We start from the raw sequence: 26,997 nt of genomic DNA, 5'->3' as shown, positions 1-26,997 counted from the left end.
CCGCCATCCAGTCGATGCTTGACCGGTTGCTGGGCCGAGCGTCGCTGAAAGAGCGGGTGGCCGAACTCGAAGAGGAGAACCACCACCTCGAACGACAGCTCGATGCCGAGACGGAGCGCCGCGCCGACGCAGCGACCGAACGCCAGCGGGCCGAGGCGGAGGTCAATCGGCTGGAGGACCGCGTCGCCGAACTACAGGACCGCGTCGAGCGCCTGCAGGACGAGGAGGGCGAATCGACGTTTCGGGCCGAGGAGACGCTCAGTCGGGCGCGGCTCGGGGCAGTCCTCGACCGGCTGGAATCCTTCCAGACGGAGCCAGAGGGCGTGTTCACGGCCTACGTCGAGGCGGAGCGCTCCCTGCCCGGCCCGGTCCGGGACGCCTTCGGCGACCGCGCGTCGCTGGTCGCCAGCGCCGCGCCGTGCCTGGCTGTGACGGATGACGCCGGCCTCCTGTCGGCGTGCCTGTCCGTTCCCGCACCGCCGTCGGCGTTCACCGAGTGGAGCGACGCCGTGCAACTGGACCGGTCGTGGTTCGAACCGACCGGGGAGCACGTCGTCGCGCTGGTCCGGTCAGACCTGTTCGCCCTGGGCGAGTACGACGGCCGCGAGCGGACCGCGTTCCACGGGTTCGACTCGGAACTGAAGAGCCAGCACTCGAAGGGCGGCTTCTCGCAGGGTCGGTTCGAGCGGCTCCGGGACCAGCAGATCGACACCCATCTCGACCGCTGCCGGGCCGCCATCGAGGAGGTGTCGCCCGGCCGGCTGTACGTCGTCGGCGAGGGGTCGGTCATCCACGAGTTTGAGGGCCTCGCGACGGCGACGAAGCCGGTCGATGCGACCGGTGAGCCGGACGAAGCGCTCGACGACGCCGTCCGGTCGTTGTGGACAGTTCGGCTTCGCGTACCGTAGTTCGGAACCCGTTCATCCCAGCTCCGTCGGTGCCGGTTCCGTAGCTTTTTCGCGGGGCGGCGATTCTGTCCGGCTATGGCCGTAGCCATTTTGACACACGACGCCTTCCCCGACCGGGCCAAGACGGCCGTCGGGTTGTTGCGGTACGGTGACCGAGAAGTACGAGCACTTGTCGACCGCGAGCGGGCCGGCCAGCGCGTCCATGACTCGCTGCCGGACGTGCAGGACGCCCCAATCGTCGCGTCGATAGCCGACGCACCCGACGTCGACGCGCTCGTCATCGGCATCTCGCCAATCGGCGGGGAGTTCGACGAGTCCTGGCGCGCGGACGTACGCACGGCGCTCGAACGCGGCTGTGACGTGTATTCCGGACTGCATGATTTCCTGGCCGACGACGAGGAGTTCGCCCGCCTCGCCGCGGAACACGACGCCGAACTGCACGACCTCCGCAAGCCGCCCGAAGACCTGACCGTGGCAGCGGGGACCGCCGGTGACGTGGACGCGACAGTCGTCACCACTGTCGGCACCGACTGCTCGACCGGGAAAATGACCGCATCGTTCGAAATCCGCGACGCGGCGCGGGAGCGCGGTCTCGACGCCGCCGTCGTCCCGACGGGCCAGACGGGCATCGCCATCACCGGCTGGGGGATCGTCATCGACCGCGTCATCGCCGACTACGCCGCCGGGGCGGTCGAGCGACTGATCGAAGAAGCGGAGGCGGCGGACCTCCTCGTGGTCGAGGGCCAGGGCGCGCTGGCCCATCCGGCCTACTCCGGTGTGACGACGAGCATCCTCCACGGGTCGGCCCCCGACGCGCTCGTCATGTGTCACGAGGCCGGCCGCGAGGCCATCCACGGCTACGAGTCGTTCGCCGTTCCGCCGCTCTCCGAGTACGTCGACATCTACGAGCGCCTCGCCGCCCCCATCTCGGACGCGTCCGTCGTCGCGGGGATGCTGAACACGCGCCACCTCGACGACGACGCGGCCGCAGACGCCGTGGCGGAGTACAGCGAGGCCCTTGATACGCCGGCGACCGACCCCGTCCGCAACGGCGTTCCCGACGAGGTGCTGGACGCTATTCTATGAACTGGGCCATCGACCGCTACGAGCTGCCGCTGTCGAACCCGTTCGGCATCTCGCGGGAGACCAGCGAGACCAGCGAGACGGTCGTCGTTGAGCTCACCCACGAGGGAACCACCGGTATCGGAGCCGTCACGCCGTCGGCGTACTACGGCGAGAGCGCGGCGTCGGTGGCCGAAACGCTGCCCGCCCTCTGTGAGGTTGTCGACCGAATCGGCGACCCACACGCCCAGCAGCGCATCGAGCGGGAACTCGGCGAGCAAGCGCCGGACCAGCCTGCGGCCCGGATGGCCCTCTCCGTCGCCGTCCACGACCTCGCCGCTCGGAACATCGACCTGCCGCTGTACCGTCAGTGGGGGCTCGACCCCGACGCCGTCCCGCCGACGACCTACACGGTCGGCATCGACTCGCCCGAACGGATGGCCGAGAAAGCCAGCGAGGCGATCGCCAGCGGCTTCGGCCACCTGAAGGTCAAGCTCGGGACCGACGACGACCGGGCGCGACTGGACGCGGTCCGAGAAGCGGCCCCCGACGCCGAGCTACGCGTCGACGCCAACGCCGCCTGGACCGCCCAGGAGGCTATCGACAAGGCGGACTGGCTCGCCGACGCGGGCGTCACGATGCTGGAACAGCCGGTCGAAGCCGACGACATCGACGGCCTCCGCCGCGTGACCGAGGCGACCGGGATCCCCGTCGCGGCCGACGAGTCCTGCGTCACCGCGTCGGATGTACCCCGAGTCGCCGACGCCTGCGACATCGTCAACGCCAAACTGGTCAAATGCGGCGGCCTTCGACCCGCAATGGGACTCCTCTACGCCGCCGACGCCCACGGCCTCGACTCGATGCTCGGCTGCATGGTCGAGTCAAACGCCAGCATCGCCGCTGCGGTCCACCTCGCGCCGCTCGTCGACTACGTCGACCTCGACGGGGCGCTCCTGCTGGCATCGGACCCCTACGCCGGCGTGCCGCTCGACGGCGACGTGTTCGACCTCGCTTCGGTGTCGGCCGGCACCGGCGCACGGCCCACACCAGACGCGTAGCTGCGGGACAGTGCCGATAAAAAATCTGGTTCGGAGTGTGATGTGGCCCGTTTACGCCGACTGGACGGCGTCCAGCAGTTCGTCGTAGTCCGGCTCGTTGGTCGGGTCGTCGGCGACCCAGTTATAGGTGATCTCGCCGTCGTCGTCGACGACGAACACGGCGCGGTTCGCGACGCCGAGCAGCCCGAGGTCCTCGATGTCGATTTCGAGGTCGTAGTCCTGAATCGTCGACCGGCCCATGTCGCTGACCAGGTCGAACTCCAGGCCGTGCTCCTCGCGGAACGCGTTCTGTGAGAACGCCGAGTCCGCACTGACGCCGAGGATCGTCGCGCCGGCGTCGTGGAAGTCCCCGAGGTGCTCCTGCAGGGCCACCATCTCGTTGGAACAGGGCGGCGTGAACGCGCCCGGGAAGAAGGCGAGCACGACCGGCCCGTCGCCCAGGTGGTCGCTCAGTTCGAAGGCCTCTACCTCACCGTTCGCGATTGTCGCCGAGATGTCCGGCGCTGTGTCTCCAGTAGATACCATCAGTTGACACTAACGGCGTCAGCCGAATAAAGGCCTACCATCTGACAGAGCTACTCCGACTCCACGCTGCCGTGGGACTAGCCATCTACAGCCACTCGTCGAAGGAGTGGTACTCGCGGCTCGCCTCGATGTAGTCCCGTTGCATCGACTGGATGGCTGTCGAGAGGTCGTTGCCATCGTCGAGGTACTCGCGGACGCGGCCCACCTTCCAGTCGCTCGGGGTCATACCGGCCTCGTATCGGGCTTCGATAGGCCCGAGGTACTCCTCGATGCGGGCTTCCGGCACGTCTTGCTCAGCCAGTCCGAGGCGAGCGTACTCGAAGACCTCGCCGTAGATCTCGTCGTGGTCGGCCGTCCGCTCGCCCTCGGCTGTCACCCACGACAGGTCGGCGTCGGAGCCGTCTTCCGCGGCGTTGTAGAAGCTCCGGCGAGCCTCCTGCCATGGGAGTTCCGCGGCGGGGTGGTCCGCGACGACGAGGCCGCGGATGAGGCCGACCGTCAGCGCCTGCAGCCCGATCATGTCCTTGACGTGGGGCTGGGTCGGGAGCGGGCGATACTCGATGCGCAGCGACTTCTCTGTGCTTGCCCCGTCGACGGCAGCCCCGCCGATGACACACCGGAGCCAGCGCCAGTAGGTTCCGCGCTTGTGGTCGAACTCCCAGAACTCCTCGGCGAATTCCGTTCGCTCGTCGTCGTACAGGAACTCCCGGAGGAACGGCGCGAACAGGTCGTCGTCGACGACGCGGCCGACCACGTCCGTCGTGCTGTCGAGGTCCCGCGGGACCCGTACCTTCGGGTTCTCGCTGGTGTTGACCGACTGCTCGAAGGCCGCGATGCGGAGTTCGTGGTGCGTGTTCGCACAGAGCCACTCGCCGTCGGTGTCATCGTACATATCGGCGGGGAGGAACGGCGAATTGACTGCTAGCGCGAGCAGCGGCCCGAGCGTCCGTATCGCGGCGTTGTAGTACTCGGGGAACGCCTCGGCGTCCGGAATCTGGAGATGTGGCTGGATCGACGTGGCCAGCGACTCGAACAGGATCGTCGGGAACGAGCCGCTGTAGCCCGGCACGTCGAAGTCGATGCTGCCGCCGGCGCGGTCGAGCGCCTCGTTGTCCAGCGCGACGTATCTGGGGGCCTGCCGCATGTTGTCCGCGAGGACGACCCCGTCGCTTGTCTCGTGGGCCGAGAGGTACGCCTCGCTGCCCTCCGCTGGCGGGATCGTCCACATCGCGTCGAGGACGAGTTCGCAGTTGTGCTTGCTCGCCTGCTGGCGGGCCTGTTTCGTCTGCATCTCCACCGCCGTCGTCTGGACCTCCATCCCCGTCTCGTCGAAGCTGTTCGGCTCGGTGTTGACCTCGGCATTGTGCAGCCCCAGTTCCTTGTTGGCCTCGCCCTCGAACACCACGTCGGGCAGGCGGGTCAGCCGCCCTTCCCAGTCCTCGGGGTCCATGTACGGTTCGTCGTCCGCCCCGTCTTCGACGGTCGACTCGACGGCCGGTTCGGTCTCCTCCTCGGGCGTCTCCGGTTCGTCCTCGGCCAGCGGACTGTCCGGATCGATATCGAGTGACGGCCCTTCTCCGGGGCCGAACGAATCGTCCGAGCCGTCGGTGGCCTCCTGATCCGCCGACTCGTCTCCGGTGGGTTCCAGCGGCTCGCCTTCGTCCGGGTCCAGCGACGCCCCGTCGCCGCTCGGTTCCAGCGACGCCCCGCCCCCGTCTTCGGGCTCCGCCGGTGCATCGAGCGATCCGCTCCAGGCCGCCCCGCCCGACCCGCTCAGGACGTCGTCGAGGTCTTCTTCGGCGACTTCCTCGCTGTCTTCCTCCTCATCTGGTTCGGGCGGGTCCGGTTCGGCGTTGATCGCGTACAGTTCGATCTCCAGGCCGACAGAGAACGCGTCGTTGTCGAACTCCCCGGCCTCGATGGCTCTCCGGAGCTGCATCGCCTGTTCGTCGACCCGTTCAGTGAACGCCGCGGCAGTCTCGTCGGCGAGCGACCGGGTCACCAGGTCGACGATATCGTCCATGCTCGGTACTGTGTGGGCTCTTCCACTATAAGTGACCCGTCGTTCGTTTGCAGCACTGATACCGGGCGTTACTCGAAGAGGTCCTCGTGGCGGGCCGCGAGGTTGGCGTAATCGCCGGAGCTGAACGCCTCGAACACCTCGTTGGGGTCGATGGTGGTCTCGGACAGCGGCGTCACCGTGGCCGGGCTCCCGCGGACGAACGATTCCGCGGGCACCTCGTAGCCCGGTGGGACGACCGTTCCCATCGCGACGATGGATCCCTCGCCGATGGTGGCGTCGCTGACCGTCGAATTGAAGCCGACGAGCGCGCCGTCGTGGACTGCTGCATCGTTGAGAACGGCTCCGTGGCCGACCATCACCTTCTCGCCGACTGTCGAGGCGTGGACGATGGCCCCATCGCCGATCGCCGATTCGCGGCCCACTTCGACGGGTGCCACGTCGCCGCGCAACACGACGCCGGGCCAGACGTTCGCGTTCGGGCCGACGGTAACATCGCCGACCAGCGTCGCCTCGCGGCTGACGTGCGCGTAGCCGTGGATGTTCGGTGTGGCACCTTCAAACGCGTACTCTCGGCTGTCCATACTGTCTACAGCGTGTCGGCGGGCCGAAAAGATACCGGTCAGATCAGGGTAGTACTGGCAGTGTCTCCTGTTAGTTTTGTCTGCTCTCGGTGGCCACACAGCAGCACTACTCGATGTGGACCACGAGGACGGGAACGGGCGCGCTCTGGACGACGCGCTCGGTGACGCTGCCGAGATTGGCGACCCGGTCCCGCCCGGTTCGACCGTGGGTTCCCATCACGATGAGGTCGATGTCCTCCTGCTCGGCGTAGTCGGTGATCGTCTTGTGGGGAATCCCCTCCTGCATAGTCGTGACGACCTCGACGCCGGACTCCTCGCCGCCGACGACGATGTCGTCGAGTGCCACTTCTCCCTCCTCTTCCAGTGACTGGCGAACTTCGTCCTGTTTGGACTTGTCGGCCGCGAGGTACAGCCGCTTGTCCACGACGTACAGGCCGTGGAGAGTCGCGTCGTTGTCGCGCGCAATCGAGGTGGCATGTGCGAGCGTCTCCGTCGTTCCCGAACTGCCGTCTGTGGCTACGAGCACCGAATCGTACATATGCGGCTTCTCATGCGAACTGTGCCCACATAGTACTCCCTATCACGCCGACACGGTCCGTGGCTTCCAAACCGGTGTGAAACTGCTCGCTTCGACATCTGCTGTTCAGTGTATACCCGTTCTAACCATTATTTGTCAACAGGAATACTTTTGCCAGTTGCTGTCCATTGATTTCTATACGATGCAGGGGAGCACGCAGCCAGACGACACACGGGCAGAACTGTACGTTCGTTCATTGCTGCCCGACGGGCACACGCAGCAACAGGCTGCGGTTATCGACCGGCTTCAGGGGCTGTCGGACGCTGGCACTCTGTCAGATGTCACGGTTCAGGTTATCGGTCGGCAAATTCCGTCGACACCAGCGGAAGCGCGGACTGAACTCGGTCTGTTCGCCCTCAACCGGGTGAGCGTCTTTCAGGAATGGGCGAAACGCAACGACTGTTCACTCGACCCCGCGTTTCAGGTCCGGTCGGTGGACTCGGAAATAACTGGGGAGCAGTACCGGGCGCTCGTGTTTCCGGTCCAACTCCTGGCGGAGTACACCGGGTCGGAACTCACGTGCGTGACGCCGCATACGGCCGACGGGAAGACGGTCACCGTCAGGGACCGGCTCACAATGCTCGAAGGGGAGGAAGAACCGACGTTCACATCGCTGGAACGGGCGAGCGCACCGCGCCCGTCGGCGCAGTCTGACCTGCCGGCAGTCGACACCGTCGACGAGGATTCGGACCCGTTGTTGCCAGAGTAACAGAGCGTCGCCCGCGTCTCAATACACTTATCCCCGGCCGCCGTCGTATCCTCGGATATGAGTACGGTCACGGTCACGCTGCCCGACGGGACCCCCCTAGAGGTCGAGCGTGGCAGCACGGTCGAGGATGTCGCCTACGAAATCGGGCCAGGGCTGGGTGACGACACGGTCGCCGGCGTCGTCGACGGCGAGCTTGTCGACAAGCACGCGCCGCTGACAGCCGATGTCGAGCTCGAAATCGTCACCGAGAGCAGTGACGAGTACCTCGATGTGCTGCGTCACTCTGCCGCCCACGTCTTCGCCCAGGCGCTGCAGCGACTCTACCCCGACGCGAAGCTCACTATCGGGCCGTGGACCGACAACGGGTTCTACTACGACATCACCGGCGTCGACATCGACGAGGACGACCTCGAAGATATCGAGGCCGAAGCCGACGAGATTATCGAGGAGGACCTCGACATCGAGCGCGAACTCGTCGACCGGGAGGACGCCTTCGAGCGCTACGAGGACAACCCGTTCAAACAGGACATCCTCGAAACCGAGGCCGCGGACCAGGAGGCGGTCTCCTTCTACAGCCAGGGCGAGTTCGAGGACCTCTGTCAGGGCCCCCACGTCGAATCGACCGGTGAGATCGGCGGCTTTGCCCTGCTCGAAATCTCCGCTGCGTTCTGGCGCGGCGAGGAGGACAACGAGACCCTGACCCGCGTCTACGGCACCGCCTTCCCGACGCAGGACGCGCTCGACGAGTTCCTCGAACAGCGCCGCAAGGCCGAGGAGCGCGACCACCGCAAGATCGGCCAGGAGATGGACCTGTTCTCTATCGACGAGACGACCGGGCCGGGCCTGCCGTTGTATGAACCCAACGGCAAGAAGATCCTCAACGAACTCTCGGACTACGTCGCCGGCCTCAACCGCGACGCGGGCTACGACGAGGTCGAGACGCCCCACGTGTTCCGCACCGAACTGTGGAAGAAGTCGGGCCACTACGAGAACTACGTCGACGACATGTTCCTGCTGGACGTCAACGACGAGGAGTACGGCCTGAAGCCGATGAACTGCCCTGGCCACGCGACTATCTTCGAGCAGAACTCCTGGAGCTACCGGGACCTGCCGGTGCGGTACTTCGAGGACGGGAAGGTCTACCGCAAAGAGCAACGGGGCGAACTCTCCGGGCTCTCCCGGACGTGGGCCTTCACCATCGACGACGGCCACCTGTTCGTCCGCCCCGACCAGATCGAGGAGGAGGTGCTGGCGACGGTCGACATCATCCTCGATACGCTCGACACGTTCAACCTCGACTACACCGTCCAGTTCGCTACCCGACCGGAGAAGTCCGTCGGCGGCGACGAGATCTGGGAGAAAGCCGAGTCCCAGCTCGAAGCCGTCCTCGACGAGCAGGACATCGACTACGTCGTCGAGGAAGGTGACGGCGCGTTCTACGGCCCGAAGATCGACTTCGCCTTCGAGGACGCGCTCGGTCGCCACTGGGATGGCCCGACCGTCCAGCTGGATTTCAACATGCCCGAGCGGTTCGACCTCTCCTACACCGGCGAGGATAACGAGGAGCACCGCCCGGTGATGATCCACCGCGCGCTGTATGGCTCCTACGAGCGCTTTTTTATGGTGCTGACCGAGCACTACAACGGGAAGTTCCCGCCGTGGCTCGCCCCCGAGCAGATCCGCCTGCTGCCGGTCAGCGACGACAACATCGCCTACTGCGAGGAGATTCAGGACGAACTCGACGACTTCCGGGTCACCATCGAGGACCGCTCCTGGACCGTCGGCAAGAAAATCCAACAGGCCCACGACGACCGTGTGCCCTACATGTGTGTCATCGGCGACAACGAGGCGGAAGCCGGGACCATCTCGGTCAGGGACCGCAAGGAACGCGAGGAGAAGGACATCGACATCGCCGCGTTCCGCGACCACCTCGAAACCGAAATCGAGCAACAGCGGACCGCCGTGACGTTCCTCGCCGGCCGGTAGTCGCTGCCCGACTGATTCTCGCTGATTGTCCATCGGCTACCCAGCGCGTGCCGGGCCCGTCCTTTTATCCCCGGCGGGCGAGCCGACCTGTATGCCAACTGACAGCGGCGAGTCGAGCGACACCATGCGGGAGCGCGCCGCCGGGGACACGCGACTGCTCTGGCTCCTCCTCGGTGCGGACCGCTGGCTCGTCACCGCCCTCCTCTCGGCTGTCCCGTTCTGTGGTATTCTCGCGGTCGGCCTCTTGCATCCCACACCGGTCCTGACGCTGTTGACCCGCGGCGACCCGGTCGAAACCCTGTTCCAGGCGCTGATTACGGGGAGCATAACCGCCGTTACCCTGGTCCTGACACTGAATCAGCTCGTCCTGTCGCAGGAACTCGGTGCGGTGGGCGACCAGCGCGAGCGGATGACGGGGTCGATGCAGTTCCGGGCCGACGTCGCCGACGCCGTCGACACACCAGTCAGCCCCGCCGAACCATCGGCGTTTCTCCGGTCGCTGGTCCGCGGGACCGCCGAACGGGCCGAGAACGCCCAGGACGCCGCCGACCGGACGGCGCTCGATGATGATCTGGCGGCGTTGCTTTCGAACTATCTGGAGGACGTGATAACCAACGCCGACGGGGTCACCGACCAGCTCGAAGGCGGGACCTTCGGGGAGTTCGAGGTCGTCAAGGCCGCGTTGAACTACAACTACTCCTGGAAGCTGTACGCCGGTCGGCGCATCCGCGAAGTCTACGCCGAGCAACTCACCGACGAGATCGACGACTCGCTCGCGGAGCTCGTCGAGACACTCGAACTGTTTGGCCCGGCCCGGGAGCACTTCAAGACGCTGTACTTCCAGTGGGAGCTGTCCGACCTCTCCCGGACGATGCTGAACGTCGCGATTCCGGCGCTTACGGTCGCAATCACCTCGTTGCTGTTTCTCGATGCGCAGGACTTCGTCGGCGTCACGGCCGGTGTACCCGACGTGTTGTGGCTGCTCGCGGTGACGACGACGGCATCGGTGCTTCCGTTCACGGTCCTGATCTCGTACGTCCTCCGCATCGTCACGATAACCAAGCGAACGCTCGCCATCGGACCGTTCATCCTCCGCGAGACGGACCGGAGCGTCGACGTCGACTGGGAGTGACGCCGCCACACCACCACGGTATAAGTACCGGACCGGACTCGCTACTACTATGCAGATTGGCTCGCGTCGGTGCGTCCTCAATCCCGTCAGCGGCGACGGCGAGCACGCCGACTACGTCCCACGGCTGATGGAAGCACGCGGGTTCGAGGTGTTCGAGACCGAGGAAGCGGGCGACGCGTTCGAACTCGGCCGTGAGGCCGGCCGGGCCGAGGCCTCGGAGGTCGCCGTCTGCGGCGGCGACGGGACGATAAACGAGGTCGTCCGCGGGCTCAGCGACGCCGGCCACCTCGACTCGGTGACGCTGAGCGTCATCCCCGCCGGGACGGCCAACCTCCTGGCCGGGAACATCGGCGTCACGGACATCGAACATGCTGTCGAGATCGCCGACACCGGAGAGACGCGATCAGTTGACATCGGCGTCGCTGACGACGAACCGTTTCTCGTCTCCTGTATCGCCGGGCTCCCCGCCGACGCCAGCGTCTCGACACCGAGCGACCTCAAAGAGCGGTTCGGCACGCTGGCGTTTCTCATCACCGGGACGCAGGAGGCGCTTCGTTTCGACGGGCTCGACATCACTGTCGCGGCCGTCGGCGAGGACGGCCCGTTTACGTGGTCGGGCGAGGCCGCCTGCCTACTGGTGGGCAACGCCCGGAAGTTCGTCGCCGAGGGCGGACAGGCAAACACGGAAGACGGCCTGCTGGACGTGGCTATCGTCGAACAGATGCCCACGGGCAACCTCGTCGCGGAGGCCATCGGCCAGCGACTGCTGGCGCTCGACACCGACGGCGTGACCCACGTCCGGGCGGACGAGGTCACCGTCGCCGGCCACGACGACCCACTCACGTTCAGCCGGGACGGCGAACTCAGCACGCACGAGACGCTGTCGCTCTCGGTGCGCGAGCGCGCCCTGACGCTTCGCGTCGGAGCGGGCTACGAGCAGGACCCGGAGTGAGACCGGTCGCCTGTCACAGCCATCCGCTGGCGGAGTGACCGGTCGGCCCCCCGACGCTTTTGCCCCCGTCCGTCGAGGGAAATAGTATGCCCCCGCTCACGACGGGCGCGCTCGTGGTCTTCGCGCTCGTCGCCGCCGCGCTGACGCTGTTCGTCACCGAGTGGCTGCCGCCGGACATGACGGCCGTCGCCGTCCTCGTCGCGCTGGTCGTGCTGGAACCGTACACCGGCGTCCCGGCACGGACGTCCATCGAGGGATTCGCCAGCCCGGCGGTGATAACCATCGTCGCGATGTACATCCTCAGCGCCGGCGTCGAGTCTGCCGGCGTCGTCGACTGGCTGGCCGGCAAACTGGCGTCGCTGACCGGCGGCGACGAGCAGCGCCTGCTGACCGCCATCGTGGGCACGACGGGCGTCAGTGCCGGGTTCGTCAACAACACGCCAGTCGTCGCCGTTTTTATTCCACTCGTCACCGGCCTCTCCGAGCGCTACGGCATCTCGCCGTCGAATCTCCTGTTGCCGCTGTCCTTCGCTGCGATGCTTGGCGGGACGCTCACGCTGGTGGGAACCTCGACGAACCTCCTCGCCAGCGACCTCTCGGCGCAGTTGCTCGACCGGTCGTTCTCGATGTTCACGCTGACGCCTGTCGGCGTCGTCATTCTCGCTGTCGGCGTGGCCTACCTGCTGACGGTCGGTCGGGCGCTCGTCCCCGAACGGGTCCACCCCGCGGCCGATTTCACGGAGGAATTCGACATGGACCGACACCTGTCGCAGTTACGGGTGCGCGAATCGTCGCCGCTGGTCGGCCTGACGGTGCAGGAGGCGCTGGAAGGCAGCGTCTCGGCCGAAACGGCGGCCGAAGTCTCCGAAACGGTCAGTGTGGGGGAGTCGCTGCCGACCGAAGCCACCGTCGAACAGGTCATCGCCGCGAGCAGCGCGCTCGACATCGACGTGCTCCAGATCGACCGCAACGGCAAGTCGTTCTTCGCGACGGCCACAGATCGACCGTTCGAACTCGGCGACGTGCTGACAGTCCGGGGGAACCGCCAGGCCGTCAATCAGTTCGCGCAGACGCTCGACCTGCGGGATCTCGCCCGCGAGTCCGTGACGGCGGATCTCCTGGCAGAGAGCGGCCATCCGGGCGTGCTCGCGGAGGCCGTCATCCACCGCGAGTCTCGGCTTCAGGGCCGGACGCTCGCGGACGTGCAACTGCGCAGCCGCTTCGACGTGACGGTCCTCGCCGTCCGGCGCGGCGACGAGGTCATCCACGAGAACCTCGCGGCGGTCGAACTGTCCGCCGGGGACCTACTCCTCGTCCAGACGCCCCTCGACGAGGTGGGGCACCTCCAGGACGAGGGGTACCTGGTCCTGACCGAGGGGCCGCCGGAGCTGTTCGACGCGCTCGACGGCGGGCCGCCGTCGCTCGATGCCTCGGCGGCAGTCCCACTTGCGACCCTGCTCGCAGTCATCGCGCTCGCGGCGCTGGACCTGCTCCCCATCTACATCGCCGCGCTGGGCGGCGTCGTCGCTACGGTCGCGACTGGCACGCTGAGCGCGTCCCAGGCCTACGATGCTGTGAGCTGGAACATCGTGTTCCTGCTCGCCGGACTGCTCCCGCTGGGGCAGGCGATGCAAGCGACCGGCGGGGCCGCGTTCGTCGGCGCGCTCCTCGTCGACGCTGCCGGCGTCCTCCCGCCGCTCGCGCTGCTGGCGCTGGTGTACCTTTTGACGGCCGTCCTCGCCAGTGTCATCACCCCGGCCGCGACCGTCGTACTGATGATCCCGATCGCCGTCGCCACCGCCGCCGAAATCGGCGTCGCCGGGTTCCCGTTCCTCGTCGTCGTGACGTTCGCAGTCGCGACGGCGTTCCTGACGCCAATCGGGTACCAGACGAACCTGATGGTGTACGGCCCCGGCGGATACCGCTTTACCGACTTCCTGCGCGTCGGCGGCCCGCTGCAACTCCTTCTGTGCGGCGTCACGACTCTCTCGGTGTCTGTCGTCTGGCCGCTGTAAAACCACGCCCTGGCGGCGCTACTGCTCGTCCTCTTTCAGTTCGTCCAGCTCCGACTCGACCTCGCTCTCGTCGACATCGACCTGCGTGGTCTCGTCTGTGAGTTCCTGTTCCAGTTCGGCCTCGGAGACATCGACGTCTGCCGACCCGCTGTCGCCGTCCTCGGTTTTCCCCATCTCGGCTTTCAGGGTGTCGAGTTCGGCGTCGACCGACCCCTTCTGCTGGACTTCCTCCAGTTCCTGTTCCAGCGAGCTCTTATCCGAGAGCTGGTTTTCGAGGACGCCGTCCTCGCGGAGTTCGTCCATCGCCTGCGAGCGGGCCTCCATGTCTTCGGTCCGTTCCTCGGCCCGCTCGATGGCCTGGTTGATGTCCTGCATCTCGTCGCCAGCGCCGGTCATCGCCTCGTTCACACGGGCGGAGGCCTTTGCGGCCTCGTGACGGGCCTTCATCGTCTCCTTTTTCGTCCGGAACTGCTCGATCTGTTTCTGGAGTTCGTCTTTCTGCTCGACCAGCTGGTCCTGCTGGGCCTGCAGGTCCTGTATCTGACCTTCCAGCTCCTCGATCTGGCTCATCTTCTGCTTTTTTTTCTCTAGGGCCTGGCGCGCGAGGTCTTCGCGGTCCTGCTCGACGGCCTGGCGCGCCTGTTCGTTGTGCTTCTCGACGTTCTCTTCGAGGCGGCGTTTCTGTATCTCCAGTCGCTTCTTCTGGGTCGTCAGGTCCGCGATGCCCTGCTTGACGTCCTGCAGTTCGTCACGCAACTGCTCGTAGCTGTAGTCGAGGGTCTCTGTCGGGTCCTCCGCTCGGTTCAGGACGGCGTTGAGCTTCGAGCGGATGACGTACGACGCGCGCGAGAGGATTCCCATGTATGCGCATTGGTCTCTCCAACCTTAAATTTCTTACAGAGGTATGACGAGTGAACACGCATGGGTGACACCGTTCGGATACCAGGTGGCCGGGCCGTCACTGCGACACTCGACCGCCCCGAGTCGGATACCGTCGTCGTCGCGTGCCCGCCACATCCACAGCATGGGGGGTCGCGGTCGGACACGCGGCTGCAAGCGGTCAGCGACGCGCTCGCGCCCGAGGTCGGCTGTCTCCGCTTCGACTACGGCGCGTGGGACGAGGGCCGCGGCGAGCGGGTCGATGCCGAGAACGCACTGGCGTGGGCCGGCGAGCGGGTCGATTCCGTCGGCTTGGTTGGCTACAGTTTCGGCGCAGCCGTCGCGCTCCGCGCGGCCGCCGAACTCGACGCCGCGGCCGAGCCAGCGGTCCTGTCAGTGCTTGCGCCGCCGGCCGGACTGACCGACCATCTCGACGCTATCGCCGCGCTAGACGCCATCGACTGCCCGGTACAGGTCGTGGTCGGGGAGCGCGACGACACTGTCGACTGGGAACCGGTCGCCGACCGCGCCGAAACGCTGGGCCACACCGTCGAACGACTGCCTGCAGACCACCACTTCGTCGGCCAGCAGGGTCGTATCGGCGAGACTGTCGGTCCGTTTCTCCGCAACCGCCTGTAGCCGCTGGGAACCGCCCGCTCAGCGGTACAGGGGCACCCCTCACCGCCCGTGCGCTGGCTGCTGTCCGATTCGTCGGTGGGGCGGTATCGAAAGACAGAGGCGCTGTCGGCCCATCCTTCGGATATGAATCGCGCGCTTTCGTTCGCCGCCGTTTCGTTCGTTGCAACCCTGGTGACGCTGCTAATACTGATGCAGACGGCGCTCGTCGCGGGCGGGCCGGCCCGGGCGTTCGTTCTCGCTTCGATGGGTGGGCTGGGAACGTACGTCGCGATCAGATCCGGCGTGCTCAAGTCCTGATTGTCGGCCGAAGTTACATTTATACTATATACTGATAAATAGTGTAGTATGTCAACTCGAACCAGGGCGGCGGTGTCTCACTCGACACGACACGGCGTCGTCTCGCTGCTGGGTGGGTTCGTCGCCGGCTACCTGCTGTTTATCGCTATCGGCTCCAGTCCCAGTGACGCGGTGTTCTCGGCGCTTTCTCTCGCCGTTCTCGTGGCTGCGTGGCGCGTCCTCACGCGGCCGTCACTGTAAGCGCGTTGACACTGCGACGGGGTGGCGAACAGTGCGCGCTCCGAAACCGTTTAGACTACGCGGGGTTCACCGTCGGTATGCCGACCGAACCCGAAACGGACTACGACCCGGAGCTGGGTCGGAAGTTCATCTTCGTCACCGGTGGCGTGATGTCTGGCCTGGGGAAAGGCATCACCGCCGCCAGCACAGGACGGTTACTCAAAAACGCCGGGTTCGACGTTACAGCGGTCAAGATTGACCCGTATCTGAACGTCGACGCCGGGACGATGAACCCCTTCCAGCACGGCGAGGTGTACGTGCTCAAAGACGGCGGGGAGGTCGACCTCGACCTGGGGAACTACGAGCGGTTCCTCGACATCGACATGACCTTCGACCACAACGTCACCACGGGGAAGACCTACCAGCACGTCATCGAGAAGGAGCGGTCCGGCGACTACCTCGGTCGCACGGTCCAGATCATCCCGCATATCACTGACGACATCAAGCGCCGCATCCGCGAGGCCGCCGAGGGCAACGACGTCTGTATCATCGAAGTCGGCGGCACCGTCGGCGACATCGAGGGGATGCCGTATCTCGAAGCGCTCCGGCAGTTCGCCCACGAGGAAGACGAGGACGATATTCTCTTTACCCACGTCACGCTCGTCCCCTACTCGAAAAACGGCGAGCAGAAGACCAAGCCGACCCAGCACTCCGTGAAGGAACTGCGCTCTATCGGCCTGCAGCCCGACATTCTCGTCGGCCGCTGTTCGGACAAGCTCGACATCGACACGAAAGAGAAGATCGCGCTGTTCTGTGACGTGCCGACGGAGGCCGTCTTCTCGAACCCGGACGTCGACGACATCTACCACGTCCCGCTGATGGTCGAGGAGGAAGGCCTCGACGAGTACGTGATGGAGGAACTCGACATCGCGTCGGAGGCCCTGCCCGAGGACGAGCGGGAGAACCGCTGGCGCGACCTCGTCACCCAGCAGACCGAGGGCGAGGTCGAGGTCGCTCTCGTCGGCAAGTACGACCTCGAAGACGCCTACATGTCCGTCCACGAGGCGCTGAAACACGCCGGCCTGGAGAAAAACGTCGACGTGAACGTCCGGTGGGTCAACTCCGAGAAGATGAGCGACCACCACGCCGACCGGATGCGAGAGGCCGACGCCATCGTCGTGCCGGGCGGCTTCGGCGCACGGGGCACGGAGGGCAAGATCGAGGCGATCCGCTACGCCCGCGAGAACGACGTCCCGTTCCTCGGGCTGTGTCTCGGCTTCCAGATGGCCGTCGTCGAGTACGCCCGCAACGTGCTGGACCTCCAAGACGCTCACTCGGCGGAACTGGACGAGGACACGCCATACCCCGTCATCGACATCCTCCCCGAGCAGTACGAGATCGAGGACATGGGCGGGACGATGCGGCTGGGTGCCCACGAGACCGAAATCGACGCGAACACCCTCGCCGCGACGCTGTACGGCGGCGAGTCCTGCACGGAGCGACACCGCCACCGCTACGAGGTCAACCCCGAGTACATCGACGACCTCGAAGCCGCCGGGCTGAAGTTCTCCGGCCGCGCCGGGAACCGTATGGAGATACTCGAACTCGCGCCCGAAGAGCACCCCTACTTCATCGGGACGCAGTTCCATCCGGAGTTCCGCTCCCGACCGACGCGTGCCAGCCCGCCCTTCGTCGGCCTGCTCGAGGCCGTACTCGGCGACGACCCGCACGCTGTGACGACCGAGGAGGTGAGCCACTGATGGTGAACGTCGACGAGTTCATCACCGACGCCAAAGACGAGATCGCCGACGAGATCGGCGACAAGAACGCCGTCATCGCGCTGTCGGGCGGCGTCGACTCCTCGACGGCCGCTGCGCTGGCCTACGAGGCCATCGGCGACCAGCTCACTCCCGTCTACGTCGACACCGGGCTGATGCGGAAAGGCGAGACCGACCAGATCCGCGAGACGTTCAGCTATATGGACTCGCTGCGGATCGTCGACGCCCAGGACCGCTTCCTCGACGCGCTCGGCGACGAGACCGACCCCGAGGAGAAGCGCCACATCATCGGCGAGCAGTTCATCCGGGAGTTCGAGACCGTTGCGAAGGACGTCGACGCTGACTACCTCGTCCAGGGAACCATCTACCCGGACCGCATCGAGAGCGAGGGGACCATCAAGTCCCACCACAACGTCGGCGGCCTCCCCGAAGTCGTGGACTTCGAGGGCATTGTCGAGCCGATGCGGGACCTCTACAAGGACGAGGTCCGGGAGGTCGCCCGCGCGCTCGACCTCGAAGAGATCATCTCAGAGCGGATGCCGTTCCCCGGCCCCGGCCTCGCCGTCCGCATCATCGGCGCGGTCACCGAGGAGAAACTCGAAGTCGCCCGCGAGGCCAACCACGTCGTCGAAGAGGAGCTGGAGGAGTACGAGCCGTGGCAGGCGCTTGCCGCCGTCATCGGCAAGGCCACCGGGGTCAAAGGTGACAACCGCGTCCACGGCTGGGTCGTCGCCGTCCGCTCCGTCGAGAGCCGGGACGGGATGACCGCCCGCGCACAGGAACTCGACTGGGACACGCTCCAGCGCATCCAGTCGCGCATCACCGGAGCCCACGAGAACGTCGCCCGCGTCGTCTACGACGTGACCCACAAACCGCCGGCGACCATCGAGTACGAATGAAGGTCGTTCTCGTCGGCTCGGACCCGAACGGACTCACGGATGCGCTGGAGGCCGAAGGCCACACGGTGACGGTCGCCGACGTGGGCAACCGACCTGGCCTGGAGGAAGCCGGCATCCACGAGGGCGACGTGTACCTGCTGACCGAGATGTCACAGGCCACCTCCATCGCCGTCGCCAAGGACCTCAACCCCGACCTCCGCGTCGTCGTCTACGCCGAGGGGTCGTTGCCGGATTTCGCCAGCCGACAGACCGACCTCGTCGTCGACCCGGACTTGCTTGACATCGACGCGGTCGCCGAGGAACTGTAGCGCACTCCCACGTTTCCGGGGTTCACTCACAGCGTCGCCGCAAGCCGATCCAGTCGCTCCCCGCCGTTTTTCTGAAACGGAACGCCGTGGCCCGGGACAGCGATCTCAAACCCTGGTGCGCGCTCGACGAAGTCACTGATACTCCGGGTGACGGCGTCTGTGTCGTAGCTCAGTAGCCACGGCGAGGGCTCGAAGCGGCCGCCGTCCTCCCGAACGAGGTCCCCCAGCAGCCCCAGCGACAGGGTTTCGCTGACGTAGCAGACGTGGCCCGGCGTGTGGCCGGGGGTATGGTAGACGGTGAAGCTGCCGACGGTGTCGCCGTCGGCCAGGGGGACGACGTCGTTGTCCGGCACGTTTCGTAGCGGGGAGACGAGGCGCTGGAACGCGCCCTTGTGATTCCCCAGCGGCGGGGCCTCCTCGCCGGTGACCAGCGGCGCGTCGCGTTCACCGACGTAGATGGTCACGTCGAGGCCGTCGAAGGCCGACAGGCCGCCGACGTGGTCGAGGTCGAAGTGGGTCAGCAGAATCCGGTCCAGATCTCGGAGTTCGTAGCCGGCGTCGCTCAGGCCGGCGATCAGTTTGTTCCCGTGCCAGGGCAGCCCCGCGTCTACGAGCGTTAGCGTTCCGCTGTCGTCGACGAGCGTTACGTTGACGCCCGTGAGATCGTACCACCAGATATCGTCGGCGAGCGCCGTTACCATAGCGCGGGGTTGGAGCGACGATTCCTAAACCCTTGGTCACCGTTCCGTTTCGGCGGGCTGGCTCCGATCTTAGTCGAGTGCGACCGGCGCAGCCTGTCGCACGTCGTCCTGAAGGCGGTCGGCATGTTCCAGTCGAATCTCTCGGGCCGCGCGAGCCGTGATCGGTTCCGGTCTGTCGAAGGTCGGTGCGACCGGCTCGTACGCGTCCACGTCGAATCCCATCCGGTCGAGATACGACCGAACGCTGTCAGCGGTGACTCCGTCCCGGATAGCGTCGTTCGCGTACGCGAGCACGGCGTCGAACTCGGGGAGCACGATCTCGTCGTCGGTAACACGGCCCGTCTCCCCTTCGATACGTACCTCAGTTTCCCTGAGGTGGTCCATGAGCGATGCCACCGAGTCGGCGAGTTGCAGGATCTGACTCGGGAGCGCAGCGTCCGGCGACCGCCACTCGACGGTGCCGAACTCGGCCCGGAGCTGGACCGGTGTCCAGATAGCGCTTTCGGGCTCGAAGTTCGCCGCAACGGTTCGACGGTCTATACCGGCGTCGATAGCCGCGGTCACGAACTCGTCGTAGCGCCGTTCGAGCCGGCGGTCCCACTCCTCGGTGTCGTCGAGATACGACCACAGCCAGCCCTGGTGTGGCACCGAGTTGTACGCCATCCAGCGGTACAGTTTCGAGCGCGCACTGTCGGCCAGCCGCCGGCCGCGGAAGTACGGCGAGGACGAGACGAGCGCTAGCGCGGGGTCAATGGCGATCAGCGTGTTCAACTGATCGATTTCCCGCCCCGACTGCTGTTCGACGTGGATGTGCGTGCCGGCACAGTGGCGAACGTACTCGAAATCGTCGCCGACGACACAGTTTTGGATCCGGGTCCGGTCGCACGGAATCTCCTGAATCTCGTCAGCGTTAACAGGGGTCGAAAGCGGTACGAGGCGTTTCCCGATGTCGTCGGCCCGCCGCAACACGGCTCCGAGCCGGTCAAGGAGTTCCTCGCGCAGTTCTGTCGCTGTCTCACATGGCGTCGTCTTGACTTCCAGCAGGGGCTCGACGAACTCCCGCTCCGCCCCCGGAGCCGCGTCGACGAGCGCGCCCGGTTCGACCAGCCGGCCCGCGTCGTCGATGACCCAGTACTCCACTTCGATGCTCCGTCGTATCGGTTCGGATTCGTGTACTGACACAGTGGCCTCGCTGTGGATTCAGCGGTGTGTTCCCGCACCGGAATTTATTGGTAACACACCACACGAAAACTGCGGCCAGATGGCTTATGATAGTTGTGTGATTCGTAATATTTGCGGCGGATAAGATTACAGTCCCAGTTATAGATACTGTCGAACCGGGCGTGCGTTCCATAGAATCCGGTATCAATCCATATACAGAAACTTTAAGTCGATATCGAACGGCGCTGCTCCCGCTTAGAACGGTAACTGCGACCGGACGAACTGCATCCCGGTCTTGACCTTCGACGGGTCCCGGATGCGCTCCATCTCCGCGTCAGTGAGTTCGAAATCGAAGACGGCCATGTTCGCTTCCAGATGCTCCCGGCTGGACGCTTTCGGAATCGTGGCGACGCCCTCCTGCTGAACCAGCCACCGGAGCGCGACTTGTGCCGAAGATTTCCCGTACTTGTTGCCGATCTGGACGAGCGCCGGGTCGTCGAGGACGCCACCGCGGGCGAGGGGGCTGTAGGCGGTCAGGAGCACGTCGTGGATGCGACAGTAGTCGAGCAGCTTGCGCTGATCCCAGTAGGGGTGGTACTGCACCTGGTCGGTGAAGATGGGGGTCGACGAGGTGGTCCGCGCCTTGTCCAGCAGCGATGGTGAGAAGTTGCTGACGCCGATATGACGGACCAGCCCCTCCTCGACGAGGTCGTTCATCGCGCCCAGCGTCTCCGACAGCGGGGCCATCCACGGCGTGTTCGGCCAGTGGATGAGCAGCAGGTCCAGATAGTCCGTGCCCAGTTTGTTCAGACTCTCCCGCGTCGACCGGCGGACGCTCCGCTCGTCGCGGTTCGAGCCGTCGAGCTTCGTCGTCAGAAACACGTCCTCGCGGTCGACTGCGGCGGCCTCCATCCCCAAGCCGACCTGCCGTTCGTTGCCGTACGCCTGCGCGGTGTCGATGTGGCGATAGCCCATCTCCAGGGCCGTTTCGACGGTCTCACGGCAGGTCTGGCCGGTGAGCTGCCACGTTCCGAGGCCGAGTGCGGGGACCGACGTTCCCTGGACCTGAATGTCGTCCATGCAGGGTGTTGGAGGGGGTCGGTGAAAAGTCAGTGGCTACGGCACGCCGCTGTCTCGAACCGGCCAGCACTACTGTGTCGTCGTCACTTTTCGAGGATAATCCCGCCCGAGCCGACAGCGATGTCGGTGCCGCCGCGGACGACGGCCTTCAGGCTCTCGCCGGCGGGCGTCTCCTCCTGGGTCCAGTCGCCATCGCCCAGCGCATACACCTTGCCGCCGCCACCGACCGTGTAGCCGGTGCTGTCGTCGTCGGTGACCTCGATGTCGCGCAGGCCGGCGTCGCCGGTGTCGGTCGGCGTCCACTCCGAGCCGTTCCAGTGGAAGATCATCCCACCGCCGCCGGAGACCCACACGTCGTCCGGACCGTCGGAGTCGACGCCGTAGAAGTTGACGTTGGCGTCAGCGAGACCGATCTTGTCCCACGTCGAGCCGTCGTCGGTGACGAAGACGCTCTTGTTCCCGTCGACGATGTGGCCCGAGCGCACGCCGTGGAAGTCGACGGCGTTGATGGCCGACCCGGACCCGGGCGTGGTGTAGTCCCAGGTCTCGCTCGCGCCGTTCTCGAAGCTGTAGTACATCTTGCCGGAGTCGCCGGCGACGTAGACGTTCGCCTCGCCGGCGTCGCCGGTCACGGACACGTCGTTGAAATTGTTGGTGACGTCCATCGGGGCGCTGTGGTCGGTGAGGACGCCCGATTCAACGTCGTACTCGCCGATAGCGCCCGAGGAACCAACGAACCAGAGGGCCTTGCCGTCGTCGGTCACGTCGGCCCCGTAGAGGCTGTTGCCGTTGCCGGTCGGGCCGCCGCCGATGACCTTCTGCCAGCCCGTGCTGGTCCGTTCGAGGACGATACCGCCACCCGCCACCGCGTACGCGCCGGTGGCCGTGTATTCGACGTCGTGGAGGGTGTTCCCGGTCGGGGACTCGACGGACTCCCAGGGACCGGCCGCCGCAACCGTCCCGGAGAGGGCCGCCCCGCCCAGTGCGGCTGCAGCTGTCGCGCCGATACCCGTGAGCACGCCACGTCGTGTCGCGTTGCGATCGGACATGACATCCGAGCCTGTGGACTGTCTCCACTTCAATGGGGGGCGAAGTTAACGACCTTTCACGGTGTTTTAAGCGTTTAAACGGTCGATATTCGGGAGAACAGCCCGTTGACATCGGAAAAACGGGCAACCCGGATCGAACCGGCAAATATCACGTTAAGTCGGCTAAACGGACACAAGACTGATACCGCGAGTCCGTCCGATCGGTTCAGGACAGTTCAGCGACGAGGCGCGGGGCTTCCGTCGCGATGATCTCGTCGATAGCAATACGGACTGCCGCTGGGTCCGCGGGCAGACAGAACACTGGCGTCTCGTCGGCGATCCCGGCGGTCGCGCGGACAGCGATGACACCGGTCCCTTGGTGTTCGAAGAGGAGGCTCCGGTACACTTCCTCGAACCCCGGCAGCGCCTTTTCGAACAGCGGGTGGACCGCTTCGAGGGTGTGCTCAGTCGGCGCAACACCGAGGCCGCCGGCGGTGACGACGACCTCCACGTCGTCGCGCCCGACCAGCCGGTCGACGGCCGCTTGAACGCCGTCGTAGTCCCCTCGCAGGCGTTCGCGGGCTGTGACCGCCTGCCCGGCCGCTTCGAGTGCTGTCTCCGCCGCCTCGCCCGTCGGGTCGCCCTCCTCCGTTGCCGTCCCGACCGTGACGACGGCGGCGGCCACCTGCTGCTCCTGGGACGCGTCGGCCTGGGTGGCCGTCCGCGCTGGTGACTCATCCGCTGTCGGCACCGTCTCGGCCTGTGGTGTGTCCGCCGGTCGGGTGGCTGCCTCCGTCTCAGGGAGGGGTTCCTCGTCGCGTCCCTGCGTTACCTCGTCAGTCCCATCGGCGTCCTGTGTTTCGGCTGCTGACTCGCTGTCCGTGCCTCGGTTCGCCGCCTCGTCGATTCTTTCCGCCACAGAGCCGTCGCTTTCGGCCGCCGATACGGACTCGTCACTGTCCCCCGTCGTATCGTCCGTCACAGCGGTCTCTGTGCTGTCGCCCTCACTCGCAATCTCGTCGTCACTTGACGCTGTATCCTCTGATTCAGTGGGCTCTGCAGTGGTGGCCTCGGCGTCAGTATCGGTCGCTCTGGATTCCTCGTCGTCCCCCGTCTCGCCCTCCTCCGTCTCGTCGTCTTCCCCGTCAGTCGGACCCCGGCGCGTGTCACGGGACTGGAAATCCACCATACTACTCCATCGGTCGCGGTGGATAAATACCCTGACGACCGTTTTCTTCGCGGCAACACGTATAATATCTGGAAACGATAGGCTTAAAATATAATAGTATCAAACAAAATGTATGGCCGGGAAATATCACGTTGTCTGCCATGAGTGTGCGTTCGAGGGACTGTACGAGGACCCGTCGGTCGCGGAGGGCCAGCGGGACGCACACGCGTCCGCCAGCGGGCATCGGATGAGCCTGCGTGACATCTCGAACCAGGAAGCCCCGGCTCTGTCGCAGTAGCGGGACCGTTAGCGTTTTGCGCTCGCTTGCCTGACTCCGAGACATGCAGCCACGTTGTTCCGTCGGTATAACGGGGGGAGGTCCCATTGTGACGCACCGTTCGAGCGGGCGCGACGGGGTGTGTCACGATGGCTGACGACGAGACCGGCTACGTCCACCGTCCCGACACGGAGCCACAGTCCGCAGACACCCCGCGCGCGGACAGTGAGACGGGCACGGACACCGCCGACGGTCCCGAGTTCGGGACGAGCGGCTGGGTTCTCGTCGGGATGCTCGGTGTGGCGTTCCTGCTCGTTCCCGGCGCGATCCTGCTCTTGCCGTCAGCCCAAGGCGTCATCAGTAGCTTCGGGCTCACGCTCCGGGACGCCTATCTCACGCTCCCGCTCGTTCCGGCGTTCGTGCTCGGTGCCCTCGCCGTGTGGTCCGCGGTCCGCTCGCAGTCGGAGTGACCGAGACTAGTTATATCTGGAACGCAATTGGTACGCTACTGAATGGTCCTGTCGCCGCTTGCTGTCGTTCTATTGTCAGGTGTCGTCGGTATGGGCGTCGCCTTTCTGGTGTGGCTCCACCGCGACCGGCCGGGCGCGGGACCGCTGGCAGTGTTTGTGGTCGCGGCGAGCCTCTGGGCCGTCGCGTACGGTATCGAGCTCGCATCGCCGGGACTGGCCAACATGGAGCGACTCGTCCAGCTACAGTTGACGCTCTCGGTAATCATCCCCCTCGCGTGGCTCGTGACCGTTATCGAGTACGTGGGACAGCCATACTGGCTCACCAAACGCCGGATAGCGGTGTTACTCATCGAACCAGCAGTGTTTGTCACGCTCGTGTGGTCGAACCACGCCCACGAACTCATCTGGTCCGGTCGCGGGACGCAGTACGTCTCGGCGTCGGCAGTGACGCTCGTGCCCGCATACGAGGTCCTGTACTGGGGCCACCTGTCCTACATACTGCTGTTAATTCTGGCCGGTGGCGTCCTCCTCCTGCGGACCCTGTTCCGGTCGAACCAGGTCTTCCGGGGCCAGAGTCTCGCGCTGTTGCTCGCTATCGCCGTCCCCACGGTCGTCCAGACGCTGTTCGTGCTCGGCCCGTTGCCGACCGCCTTCGACCCGACGAGCCTCGCGTACGTCGCGTCGGGGGCCGTCCTCTCGGTCGCTATCCTCCGTGGGCAACTGCTCGACGTGGCACCGGTGACCCGGGAACTGGGTCGGGAAGCGATCTTCACCGAAATGGACGACCAGGTCATCATCGTCGACGACGAGCGTCGCATCGTCGATGTCAACGAAGCCGCCACGGCGCTGTTCGACGGCGACCAGGACACGCTGCTGGGCCGTTCGCTCCCGCGTGCGTTACCAGCACTCGCCGAGACGGTTCCCGGTCCCGGCGAGCGAACCCAGACCGAGACGGCGCTCGAACACGGCGGCGGCGTCCGGTACTACGACGTGCGCGTGATACCGCTGTACCGCGCGTACGGCGTCGTCTCGGGCCATCTCATCAGCCTCCGGGATATCACGAAGCGGCGACAACGCGAGCAGCGGTTGGACGTACTCAACCGCCTGCTCCGACACGACATCCGAAACGAGATGAACGTCGTCAAAGGGAACGCGGACCTGCTCCGGGACACGGCCGATGCCGACGAACGCGAGCGACTCGGCCGCATTATCAGCACGGTCGACGACATCGTCGACCGCAGTAACAAGATCGGCCGGGTTACCGAAGCCCTGGAGACCGAACAGCACACCCCGACGCCGCTTCACGAACTGCTGGAATCGGTCGTGCGTGACGCCCGTGAGCGCAACCCCGATGCGACGATCACGCTCTCCTGTGAGGAGACCATCTGGATACAGGGCGGCCCGTCGGTTCGTATCGCCCTGGCGGAACTGGTCGAGAATGCCGTCGAACACCGAGCGGCCGACGACGGCCCCGTCAAGGTCGAGATCATCGCGACCCGGACCGACGGGACGCCGGGCGTCCGCGTGGCCGTTCACGACAACGGCCCCGGTATCGCCGAGCATGAACGCGAGGTCATCCGTTCGGGAACCGAAACGCCGCTCAAACACGGCTCCGGCGTCGGGCTCTGGCTCGTCAACTGGATCGTTCGGAACCTCGGCGGCCGGATGTCGTTCCCCGAGACGGACGAGCAGGGGACGACCGTGGAACTGCAACTGCCGGCGGCCGAGCCCGCCCGTACGACAGACGAGCCGGCGGCCACGACTTACGGCGAAAACACCGAGTGAACGGGGCCGCTACCACTCGATTTCGGCCTTGTCGCGCCAGAACCGCCCGCTCGGGGCCTCGGGTCGGAAGCGTGCGAGCCAGACCGGCGTCTCAGCCCCCTGTTCGGGCGTCCGCGGGGCACTCCCCTCGGTCATGTCCGTCTGGACGTAGCCCGGGCACACCGAGTTGGCGACGAGCCCGTCGGCCGCGTACTCGCCGTCGAGGTACTTCGTCAGCCCGTTGACGCCCGTCTTCGAGATGCGGTAGGCCGGCGTGCCGCCCGACTGGCTCTCGGTGATCGCCCCCAGTCCGGAGGACATAGTGACGACGCGGCCGCCGTCGTCGCCCAGCAACAGCGGGAGGGCGTACTTCGTCGTGAGGACCGCGCCACGGAGGTTCGTGTCGAGGGTGTGATCGATGACGTCGGTCGGCATCTCGTCGAGTGGCTCCCGCGAATCCATCACGCCGGCGTTGTTGACCAGCACGTCGAGTCGGCCCTGCTCGCGCTCGATGCGGTCGACCGCGGCGACCATCCCCTCGTCGTCGGTCACGTCGAGTTCGATAGCCTGGCGGTCTGTAGCGTCGATGTCATCAGTATCACGAGCGCCGGCGTACACCGTCGCGTCGAGGTCGACCAGCCCATCGGCGATTGCCTTCCCGATGCCCCGCGTCGCGCCGGTGACGAGCACGACCTGCCCGTCGAGAGAGTCGTACAGCGGAACGTCCATACCCGGGGTTAGGCGGCCGGGCCGAAAAGGAAACGGATCGGGGTGGCATTACTGCGGTGCCTGCCGCCCGCG

28 protein-coding genes are annotated in these 26,997 nt (G+C 65.9%); 17 read left to right on the top strand and 11 right to left on the bottom strand.

What is annotated here, in order from left to right:
* Positions 1 to 14: 14 nt before the first annotated feature.
* The 3 genes from ACY9XZ_RS02710 to ACY9XZ_RS02700 all read left to right on the top strand — a co-directional run bounded on the left by ACY9XZ_RS02710 (position 15) and on the right by ACY9XZ_RS02700 (position 3,028).
* Positions 15 to 908 carry a Vms1/Ankzf1 family peptidyl-tRNA hydrolase gene (locus ACY9XZ_RS02710; RefSeq protein WP_463455538.1) on the top strand — a complete coding sequence of 298 codons (894 nt, stop codon included), beginning with the start codon at positions 15 to 17 and terminating at the stop codon, positions 906 to 908.
* Between the two features lie 75 nt (positions 909 to 983).
* Complete coding sequence (locus ACY9XZ_RS02705) at positions 984 to 1,994, top strand: DUF1611 domain-containing protein (RefSeq protein WP_463455537.1); 1,011 nt, start codon at positions 984 to 986, stop codon at positions 1,992 to 1,994.
* The gene (locus ACY9XZ_RS02700; protein ID WP_463455536.1) at positions 1,991 to 3,028 is read left to right on the top strand and encodes a dipeptide epimerase; all 1,038 of its coding nucleotides are present in this window, start codon (positions 1,991 to 1,993) and stop codon (positions 3,026 to 3,028) included. Before ACY9XZ_RS02705 ends, ACY9XZ_RS02700 begins: the two co-directional genes overlap by 4 nt.
* A 51-nt stretch (positions 3,029 to 3,079) precedes the next feature.
* On the opposite strand, the gene ACY9XZ_RS02695 is transcribed toward ACY9XZ_RS02700, so the two are convergent.
* From ACY9XZ_RS02695 to ACY9XZ_RS02680, 4 genes are all read right to left on the bottom strand, one after another.
* On the bottom strand, positions 3,080 to 3,553 hold the full coding sequence (locus ACY9XZ_RS02695) for a peroxiredoxin (protein WP_463455535.1): 474 nt from the start codon (positions 3,551 to 3,553) through the stop codon (positions 3,080 to 3,082).
* Between the two features lie 85 nt (positions 3,554 to 3,638).
* On the bottom strand, positions 3,639 to 5,576 hold the full coding sequence (locus tag ACY9XZ_RS02690) for a hypothetical protein (protein WP_463455534.1): 1,938 nt from the start codon (positions 5,574 to 5,576) through the stop codon (positions 3,639 to 3,641).
* Positions 5,577 to 5,644: 68 nt separating this feature from the next.
* Complete coding sequence (locus tag ACY9XZ_RS02685; RefSeq protein WP_463455533.1) at positions 5,645 to 6,157, bottom strand: gamma carbonic anhydrase family protein; 513 nt, start codon at positions 6,155 to 6,157, stop codon at positions 5,645 to 5,647.
* 106 nt (positions 6,158 to 6,263) lie between these two features.
* Positions 6,264 to 6,695, bottom strand: coding sequence for a universal stress protein (locus ACY9XZ_RS02680; RefSeq protein WP_463455532.1), 432 nt, complete (start codon positions 6,693 to 6,695; stop codon positions 6,264 to 6,266).
* Between the two features lie 181 nt (positions 6,696 to 6,876).
* Here ACY9XZ_RS02680 and ACY9XZ_RS02675 point away from each other — a divergent pair, with 181 nt between their 5' ends.
* From ACY9XZ_RS02675 to ACY9XZ_RS02655, 5 genes are all read left to right on the top strand, one after another.
* A complete protein-coding gene (locus tag ACY9XZ_RS02675) occupies positions 6,877 to 7,443 on the top strand; it encodes an HTH domain-containing protein (protein WP_463455531.1) in 567 nt (188 codons plus the stop codon).
* 57 nt (positions 7,444 to 7,500) lie between these two features.
* Positions 7,501 to 9,429, top strand: coding sequence for a threonine--tRNA ligase (gene thrS, locus ACY9XZ_RS02670; RefSeq protein WP_463455530.1), 1,929 nt, complete (start codon positions 7,501 to 7,503; stop codon positions 9,427 to 9,429).
* 91 nt (positions 9,430 to 9,520) lie between these two features.
* Positions 9,521 to 10,561, top strand: coding sequence for a hypothetical protein (locus ACY9XZ_RS02665; RefSeq protein WP_463455529.1), 1,041 nt, complete (start codon positions 9,521 to 9,523; stop codon positions 10,559 to 10,561).
* 49 nt (positions 10,562 to 10,610) lie between these two features.
* Entirely contained in the window at positions 10,611 to 11,513 is a 903-nt protein-coding gene (locus tag ACY9XZ_RS02660) for a diacylglycerol/lipid kinase family protein (RefSeq protein ID WP_463455528.1), read from the top strand.
* Between the two features lie 86 nt (positions 11,514 to 11,599).
* Entirely contained in the window at positions 11,600 to 13,528 is a 1,929-nt protein-coding gene (locus ACY9XZ_RS02655) for an SLC13 family permease (protein ID WP_463455527.1), read from the top strand.
* Positions 13,529 to 13,546: 18 nt separating this feature from the next.
* Here the strand turns inward: ACY9XZ_RS02655 and ACY9XZ_RS02650 are convergent, their stop codons facing one another.
* Positions 13,547 to 14,389 (bottom strand): PspA/IM30 family protein, encoded by an 843-nt coding sequence (locus ACY9XZ_RS02650; RefSeq protein ID WP_463455526.1) that lies wholly within the window; start codon positions 14,387 to 14,389, stop codon positions 13,547 to 13,549.
* 60 nt (positions 14,390 to 14,449) lie between these two features.
* On the opposite strand from ACY9XZ_RS02650, the gene ACY9XZ_RS02645 reads away from it, so the two are divergent.
* The 6 genes from ACY9XZ_RS02645 to ACY9XZ_RS02620 all read left to right on the top strand — a co-directional run bounded on the left by ACY9XZ_RS02645 (position 14,450) and on the right by ACY9XZ_RS02620 (position 18,547).
* Positions 14,450 to 15,046, top strand: coding sequence for a dienelactone hydrolase family protein (locus tag ACY9XZ_RS02645; protein ID WP_463455525.1), 597 nt, complete (start codon positions 14,450 to 14,452; stop codon positions 15,044 to 15,046).
* 123 nt (positions 15,047 to 15,169) lie between these two features.
* Positions 15,170 to 15,343, top strand: a complete 174-nt coding sequence (locus ACY9XZ_RS02640; protein WP_463455524.1) for a hypothetical protein — start codon at positions 15,170 to 15,172, stop codon at positions 15,341 to 15,343.
* A 48-nt stretch (positions 15,344 to 15,391) separates the two neighbouring features.
* Positions 15,392 to 15,583, top strand: a complete 192-nt coding sequence (locus tag ACY9XZ_RS02635) for a hypothetical protein (protein ID WP_463455523.1) — start codon at positions 15,392 to 15,394, stop codon at positions 15,581 to 15,583.
* A gap of 77 nt (positions 15,584 to 15,660) precedes the next feature.
* On the top strand, positions 15,661 to 17,322 hold the full coding sequence (locus tag ACY9XZ_RS02630; RefSeq protein ID WP_463455522.1) for a CTP synthase: 1,662 nt from the start codon (positions 15,661 to 15,663) through the stop codon (positions 17,320 to 17,322).
* Complete coding sequence (guaA, locus tag ACY9XZ_RS02625; RefSeq protein WP_463455521.1) at positions 17,322 to 18,239, top strand: glutamine-hydrolyzing GMP synthase; 918 nt, start codon at positions 17,322 to 17,324, stop codon at positions 18,237 to 18,239. The genes ACY9XZ_RS02630 and guaA overlap by 1 nt, the downstream gene beginning before the upstream one ends.
* Complete coding sequence (locus ACY9XZ_RS02620) at positions 18,236 to 18,547, top strand: DUF7126 family protein (protein WP_463455520.1); 312 nt, start codon at positions 18,236 to 18,238, stop codon at positions 18,545 to 18,547. The genes guaA and ACY9XZ_RS02620 overlap by 4 nt, the downstream gene beginning before the upstream one ends.
* A gap of 26 nt (positions 18,548 to 18,573) precedes the next feature.
* On the opposite strand, the gene ACY9XZ_RS02615 is transcribed toward ACY9XZ_RS02620, so the two are convergent.
* The 5 genes from ACY9XZ_RS02615 to ACY9XZ_RS02595 form a co-directional block, all read right to left on the bottom strand.
* A complete protein-coding gene (locus tag ACY9XZ_RS02615) occupies positions 18,574 to 19,248 on the bottom strand; it encodes an MBL fold metallo-hydrolase (protein WP_463455519.1) in 675 nt (224 codons plus the stop codon).
* A gap of 69 nt (positions 19,249 to 19,317) precedes the next feature.
* The gene (locus tag ACY9XZ_RS02610) at positions 19,318 to 20,430 is read right to left on the bottom strand and encodes a glutamate-cysteine ligase family protein (RefSeq protein ID WP_463455518.1); all 1,113 of its coding nucleotides are present in this window, start codon (positions 20,428 to 20,430) and stop codon (positions 19,318 to 19,320) included.
* A gap of 234 nt (positions 20,431 to 20,664) precedes the next feature.
* A complete protein-coding gene (locus ACY9XZ_RS02605) occupies positions 20,665 to 21,489 on the bottom strand; it encodes an aldo/keto reductase (RefSeq protein WP_463455517.1) in 825 nt (274 codons plus the stop codon).
* 83 nt (positions 21,490 to 21,572) lie between these two features.
* Positions 21,573 to 22,538, bottom strand: coding sequence for a WD40/YVTN/BNR-like repeat-containing protein (locus tag ACY9XZ_RS02600; protein WP_463455516.1), 966 nt, complete (start codon positions 22,536 to 22,538; stop codon positions 21,573 to 21,575).
* A 205-nt stretch (positions 22,539 to 22,743) separates the two neighbouring features.
* Positions 22,744 to 23,706 carry a MogA/MoaB family molybdenum cofactor biosynthesis protein gene (locus tag ACY9XZ_RS02595; protein WP_463455515.1) on the bottom strand — a complete coding sequence of 321 codons (963 nt, stop codon included), beginning with the start codon at positions 23,704 to 23,706 and terminating at the stop codon, positions 22,744 to 22,746.
* A 112-nt stretch (positions 23,707 to 23,818) separates the two neighbouring features.
* On the opposite strand from ACY9XZ_RS02595, the gene ACY9XZ_RS02590 reads away from it, so the two are divergent.
* The 3 genes from ACY9XZ_RS02590 (at position 23,819) to ACY9XZ_RS02580 (ending at position 26,217) form a co-directional block, all read left to right on the top strand.
* Entirely contained in the window at positions 23,819 to 23,983 is a 165-nt protein-coding gene (locus ACY9XZ_RS02590) for a hypothetical protein (RefSeq protein ID WP_463455514.1), read from the top strand.
* A gap of 128 nt (positions 23,984 to 24,111) precedes the next feature.
* The gene (locus ACY9XZ_RS02585) at positions 24,112 to 24,432 is read left to right on the top strand and encodes a hypothetical protein (RefSeq protein ID WP_463455513.1); all 321 of its coding nucleotides are present in this window, start codon (positions 24,112 to 24,114) and stop codon (positions 24,430 to 24,432) included.
* A gap of 42 nt (positions 24,433 to 24,474) precedes the next feature.
* Positions 24,475 to 26,217 (top strand): histidine kinase N-terminal 7TM domain-containing protein, encoded by a 1,743-nt coding sequence (locus ACY9XZ_RS02580; RefSeq protein WP_463455512.1) that lies wholly within the window; start codon positions 24,475 to 24,477, stop codon positions 26,215 to 26,217.
* A gap of 9 nt (positions 26,218 to 26,226) precedes the next feature.
* On the opposite strand, the gene ACY9XZ_RS02575 is transcribed toward ACY9XZ_RS02580, so the two are convergent.
* Positions 26,227 to 26,925 (bottom strand): SDR family NAD(P)-dependent oxidoreductase, encoded by a 699-nt coding sequence (locus tag ACY9XZ_RS02575; RefSeq protein ID WP_463455511.1) that lies wholly within the window; start codon positions 26,923 to 26,925, stop codon positions 26,227 to 26,229.
* Positions 26,926 to 26,997 lie beyond the last annotated feature (72 nt).

The organism is Haloarcula sp. HT12 (genome assembly GCF_055271655.1).
The sequence above is the reverse complement of the archived record's forward strand: the minus strand, read 5'-3'. Positions and strand labels throughout refer to the sequence as shown.

What these genes read in the sequence shown, in the direction of transcription:
- ACY9XZ_RS02690 (WP_463455534.1), bottom strand. Translation starts at nt 5,576, where the DNA reads ATGGACGATATCGTCGACCTGGTGACCCGGTCGCTCGCCGACGAGACT.
- ACY9XZ_RS02650 (WP_463455526.1), bottom strand. Translation starts at nt 14,389, where the DNA reads ATGGGAATCCTCTCGCGCGCGTCGTACGTCATCCGCTCGAAGCTCAAC.
- ACY9XZ_RS02660 (WP_463455528.1), top strand. Translation starts at nt 10,611, where the DNA reads ATGCAGATTGGCTCGCGTCGGTGCGTCCTCAATCCCGTCAGCGGCGAC.
- ACY9XZ_RS02600 (WP_463455516.1), bottom strand. Translation starts at nt 22,538, where the DNA reads ATGTCCGATCGCAACGCGACACGACGTGGCGTGCTCACGGGTATCGGC.
- ACY9XZ_RS02595 (WP_463455515.1), bottom strand. Translation starts at nt 23,706, where the DNA reads ATGGTGGATTTCCAGTCCCGTGACACGCGCCGGGGTCCGACTGACGGG.
- ACY9XZ_RS02615 (WP_463455519.1), bottom strand. Translation starts at nt 19,248, where the DNA reads ATGGTAACGGCGCTCGCCGACGATATCTGGTGGTACGATCTCACGGGC.
- ACY9XZ_RS02705 (WP_463455537.1), top strand. Translation starts at nt 984, where the DNA reads ATGGCCGTAGCCATTTTGACACACGACGCCTTCCCCGACCGGGCCAAG.
- ACY9XZ_RS02580 (WP_463455512.1), top strand. Translation starts at nt 24,475, where the DNA reads ATGGTCCTGTCGCCGCTTGCTGTCGTTCTATTGTCAGGTGTCGTCGGT.
- ACY9XZ_RS02575 (WP_463455511.1), bottom strand. Translation starts at nt 26,925, where the DNA reads ATGGACGTTCCGCTGTACGACTCTCTCGACGGGCAGGTCGTGCTCGTC.
- ACY9XZ_RS02710 (WP_463455538.1), top strand. Translation starts at nt 15, where the DNA reads ATGCTTGACCGGTTGCTGGGCCGAGCGTCGCTGAAAGAGCGGGTGGCC.
- ACY9XZ_RS02680 (WP_463455532.1), bottom strand. Translation starts at nt 6,695, where the DNA reads ATGTACGATTCGGTGCTCGTAGCCACAGACGGCAGTTCGGGAACGACG.
- ACY9XZ_RS02645 (WP_463455525.1), top strand. Translation starts at nt 14,450, where the DNA reads ATGGGTGACACCGTTCGGATACCAGGTGGCCGGGCCGTCACTGCGACA.
- ACY9XZ_RS02640 (WP_463455524.1), top strand. Translation starts at nt 15,170, where the DNA reads ATGAATCGCGCGCTTTCGTTCGCCGCCGTTTCGTTCGTTGCAACCCTG.
- ACY9XZ_RS02635 (WP_463455523.1), top strand. Translation starts at nt 15,392, where the DNA reads ATGTCAACTCGAACCAGGGCGGCGGTGTCTCACTCGACACGACACGGC.
- ACY9XZ_RS02700 (WP_463455536.1), top strand. Translation starts at nt 1,991, where the DNA reads ATGAACTGGGCCATCGACCGCTACGAGCTGCCGCTGTCGAACCCGTTC.
- ACY9XZ_RS02695 (WP_463455535.1), bottom strand. Translation starts at nt 3,553, where the DNA reads ATGGTATCTACTGGAGACACAGCGCCGGACATCTCGGCGACAATCGCG.
- ACY9XZ_RS02620 (WP_463455520.1), top strand. Translation starts at nt 18,236, where the DNA reads ATGAAGGTCGTTCTCGTCGGCTCGGACCCGAACGGACTCACGGATGCG.
- ACY9XZ_RS02590 (WP_463455514.1), top strand. Translation starts at nt 23,819, where the DNA reads ATGGCCGGGAAATATCACGTTGTCTGCCATGAGTGTGCGTTCGAGGGA.
- ACY9XZ_RS02605 (WP_463455517.1), bottom strand. Translation starts at nt 21,489, where the DNA reads ATGGACGACATTCAGGTCCAGGGAACGTCGGTCCCCGCACTCGGCCTC.
- ACY9XZ_RS02685 (WP_463455533.1), bottom strand. Translation starts at nt 6,157, where the DNA reads ATGGACAGCCGAGAGTACGCGTTTGAAGGTGCCACACCGAACATCCAC.
- ACY9XZ_RS02675 (WP_463455531.1), top strand. Translation starts at nt 6,877, where the DNA reads ATGCAGGGGAGCACGCAGCCAGACGACACACGGGCAGAACTGTACGTT.
- ACY9XZ_RS02655 (WP_463455527.1), top strand. Translation starts at nt 11,600, where the DNA reads ATGCCCCCGCTCACGACGGGCGCGCTCGTGGTCTTCGCGCTCGTCGCC.
- ACY9XZ_RS02585 (WP_463455513.1), top strand. Translation starts at nt 24,112, where the DNA reads ATGGCTGACGACGAGACCGGCTACGTCCACCGTCCCGACACGGAGCCA.
- thrS (WP_463455530.1), top strand. Translation starts at nt 7,501, where the DNA reads ATGAGTACGGTCACGGTCACGCTGCCCGACGGGACCCCCCTAGAGGTC.
- ACY9XZ_RS02630 (WP_463455522.1), top strand. Translation starts at nt 15,661, where the DNA reads ATGCCGACCGAACCCGAAACGGACTACGACCCGGAGCTGGGTCGGAAG.
- ACY9XZ_RS02665 (WP_463455529.1), top strand. Translation starts at nt 9,521, where the DNA reads ATGCCAACTGACAGCGGCGAGTCGAGCGACACCATGCGGGAGCGCGCC.
- guaA (WP_463455521.1), top strand. Translation starts at nt 17,322, where the DNA reads ATGGTGAACGTCGACGAGTTCATCACCGACGCCAAAGACGAGATCGCC.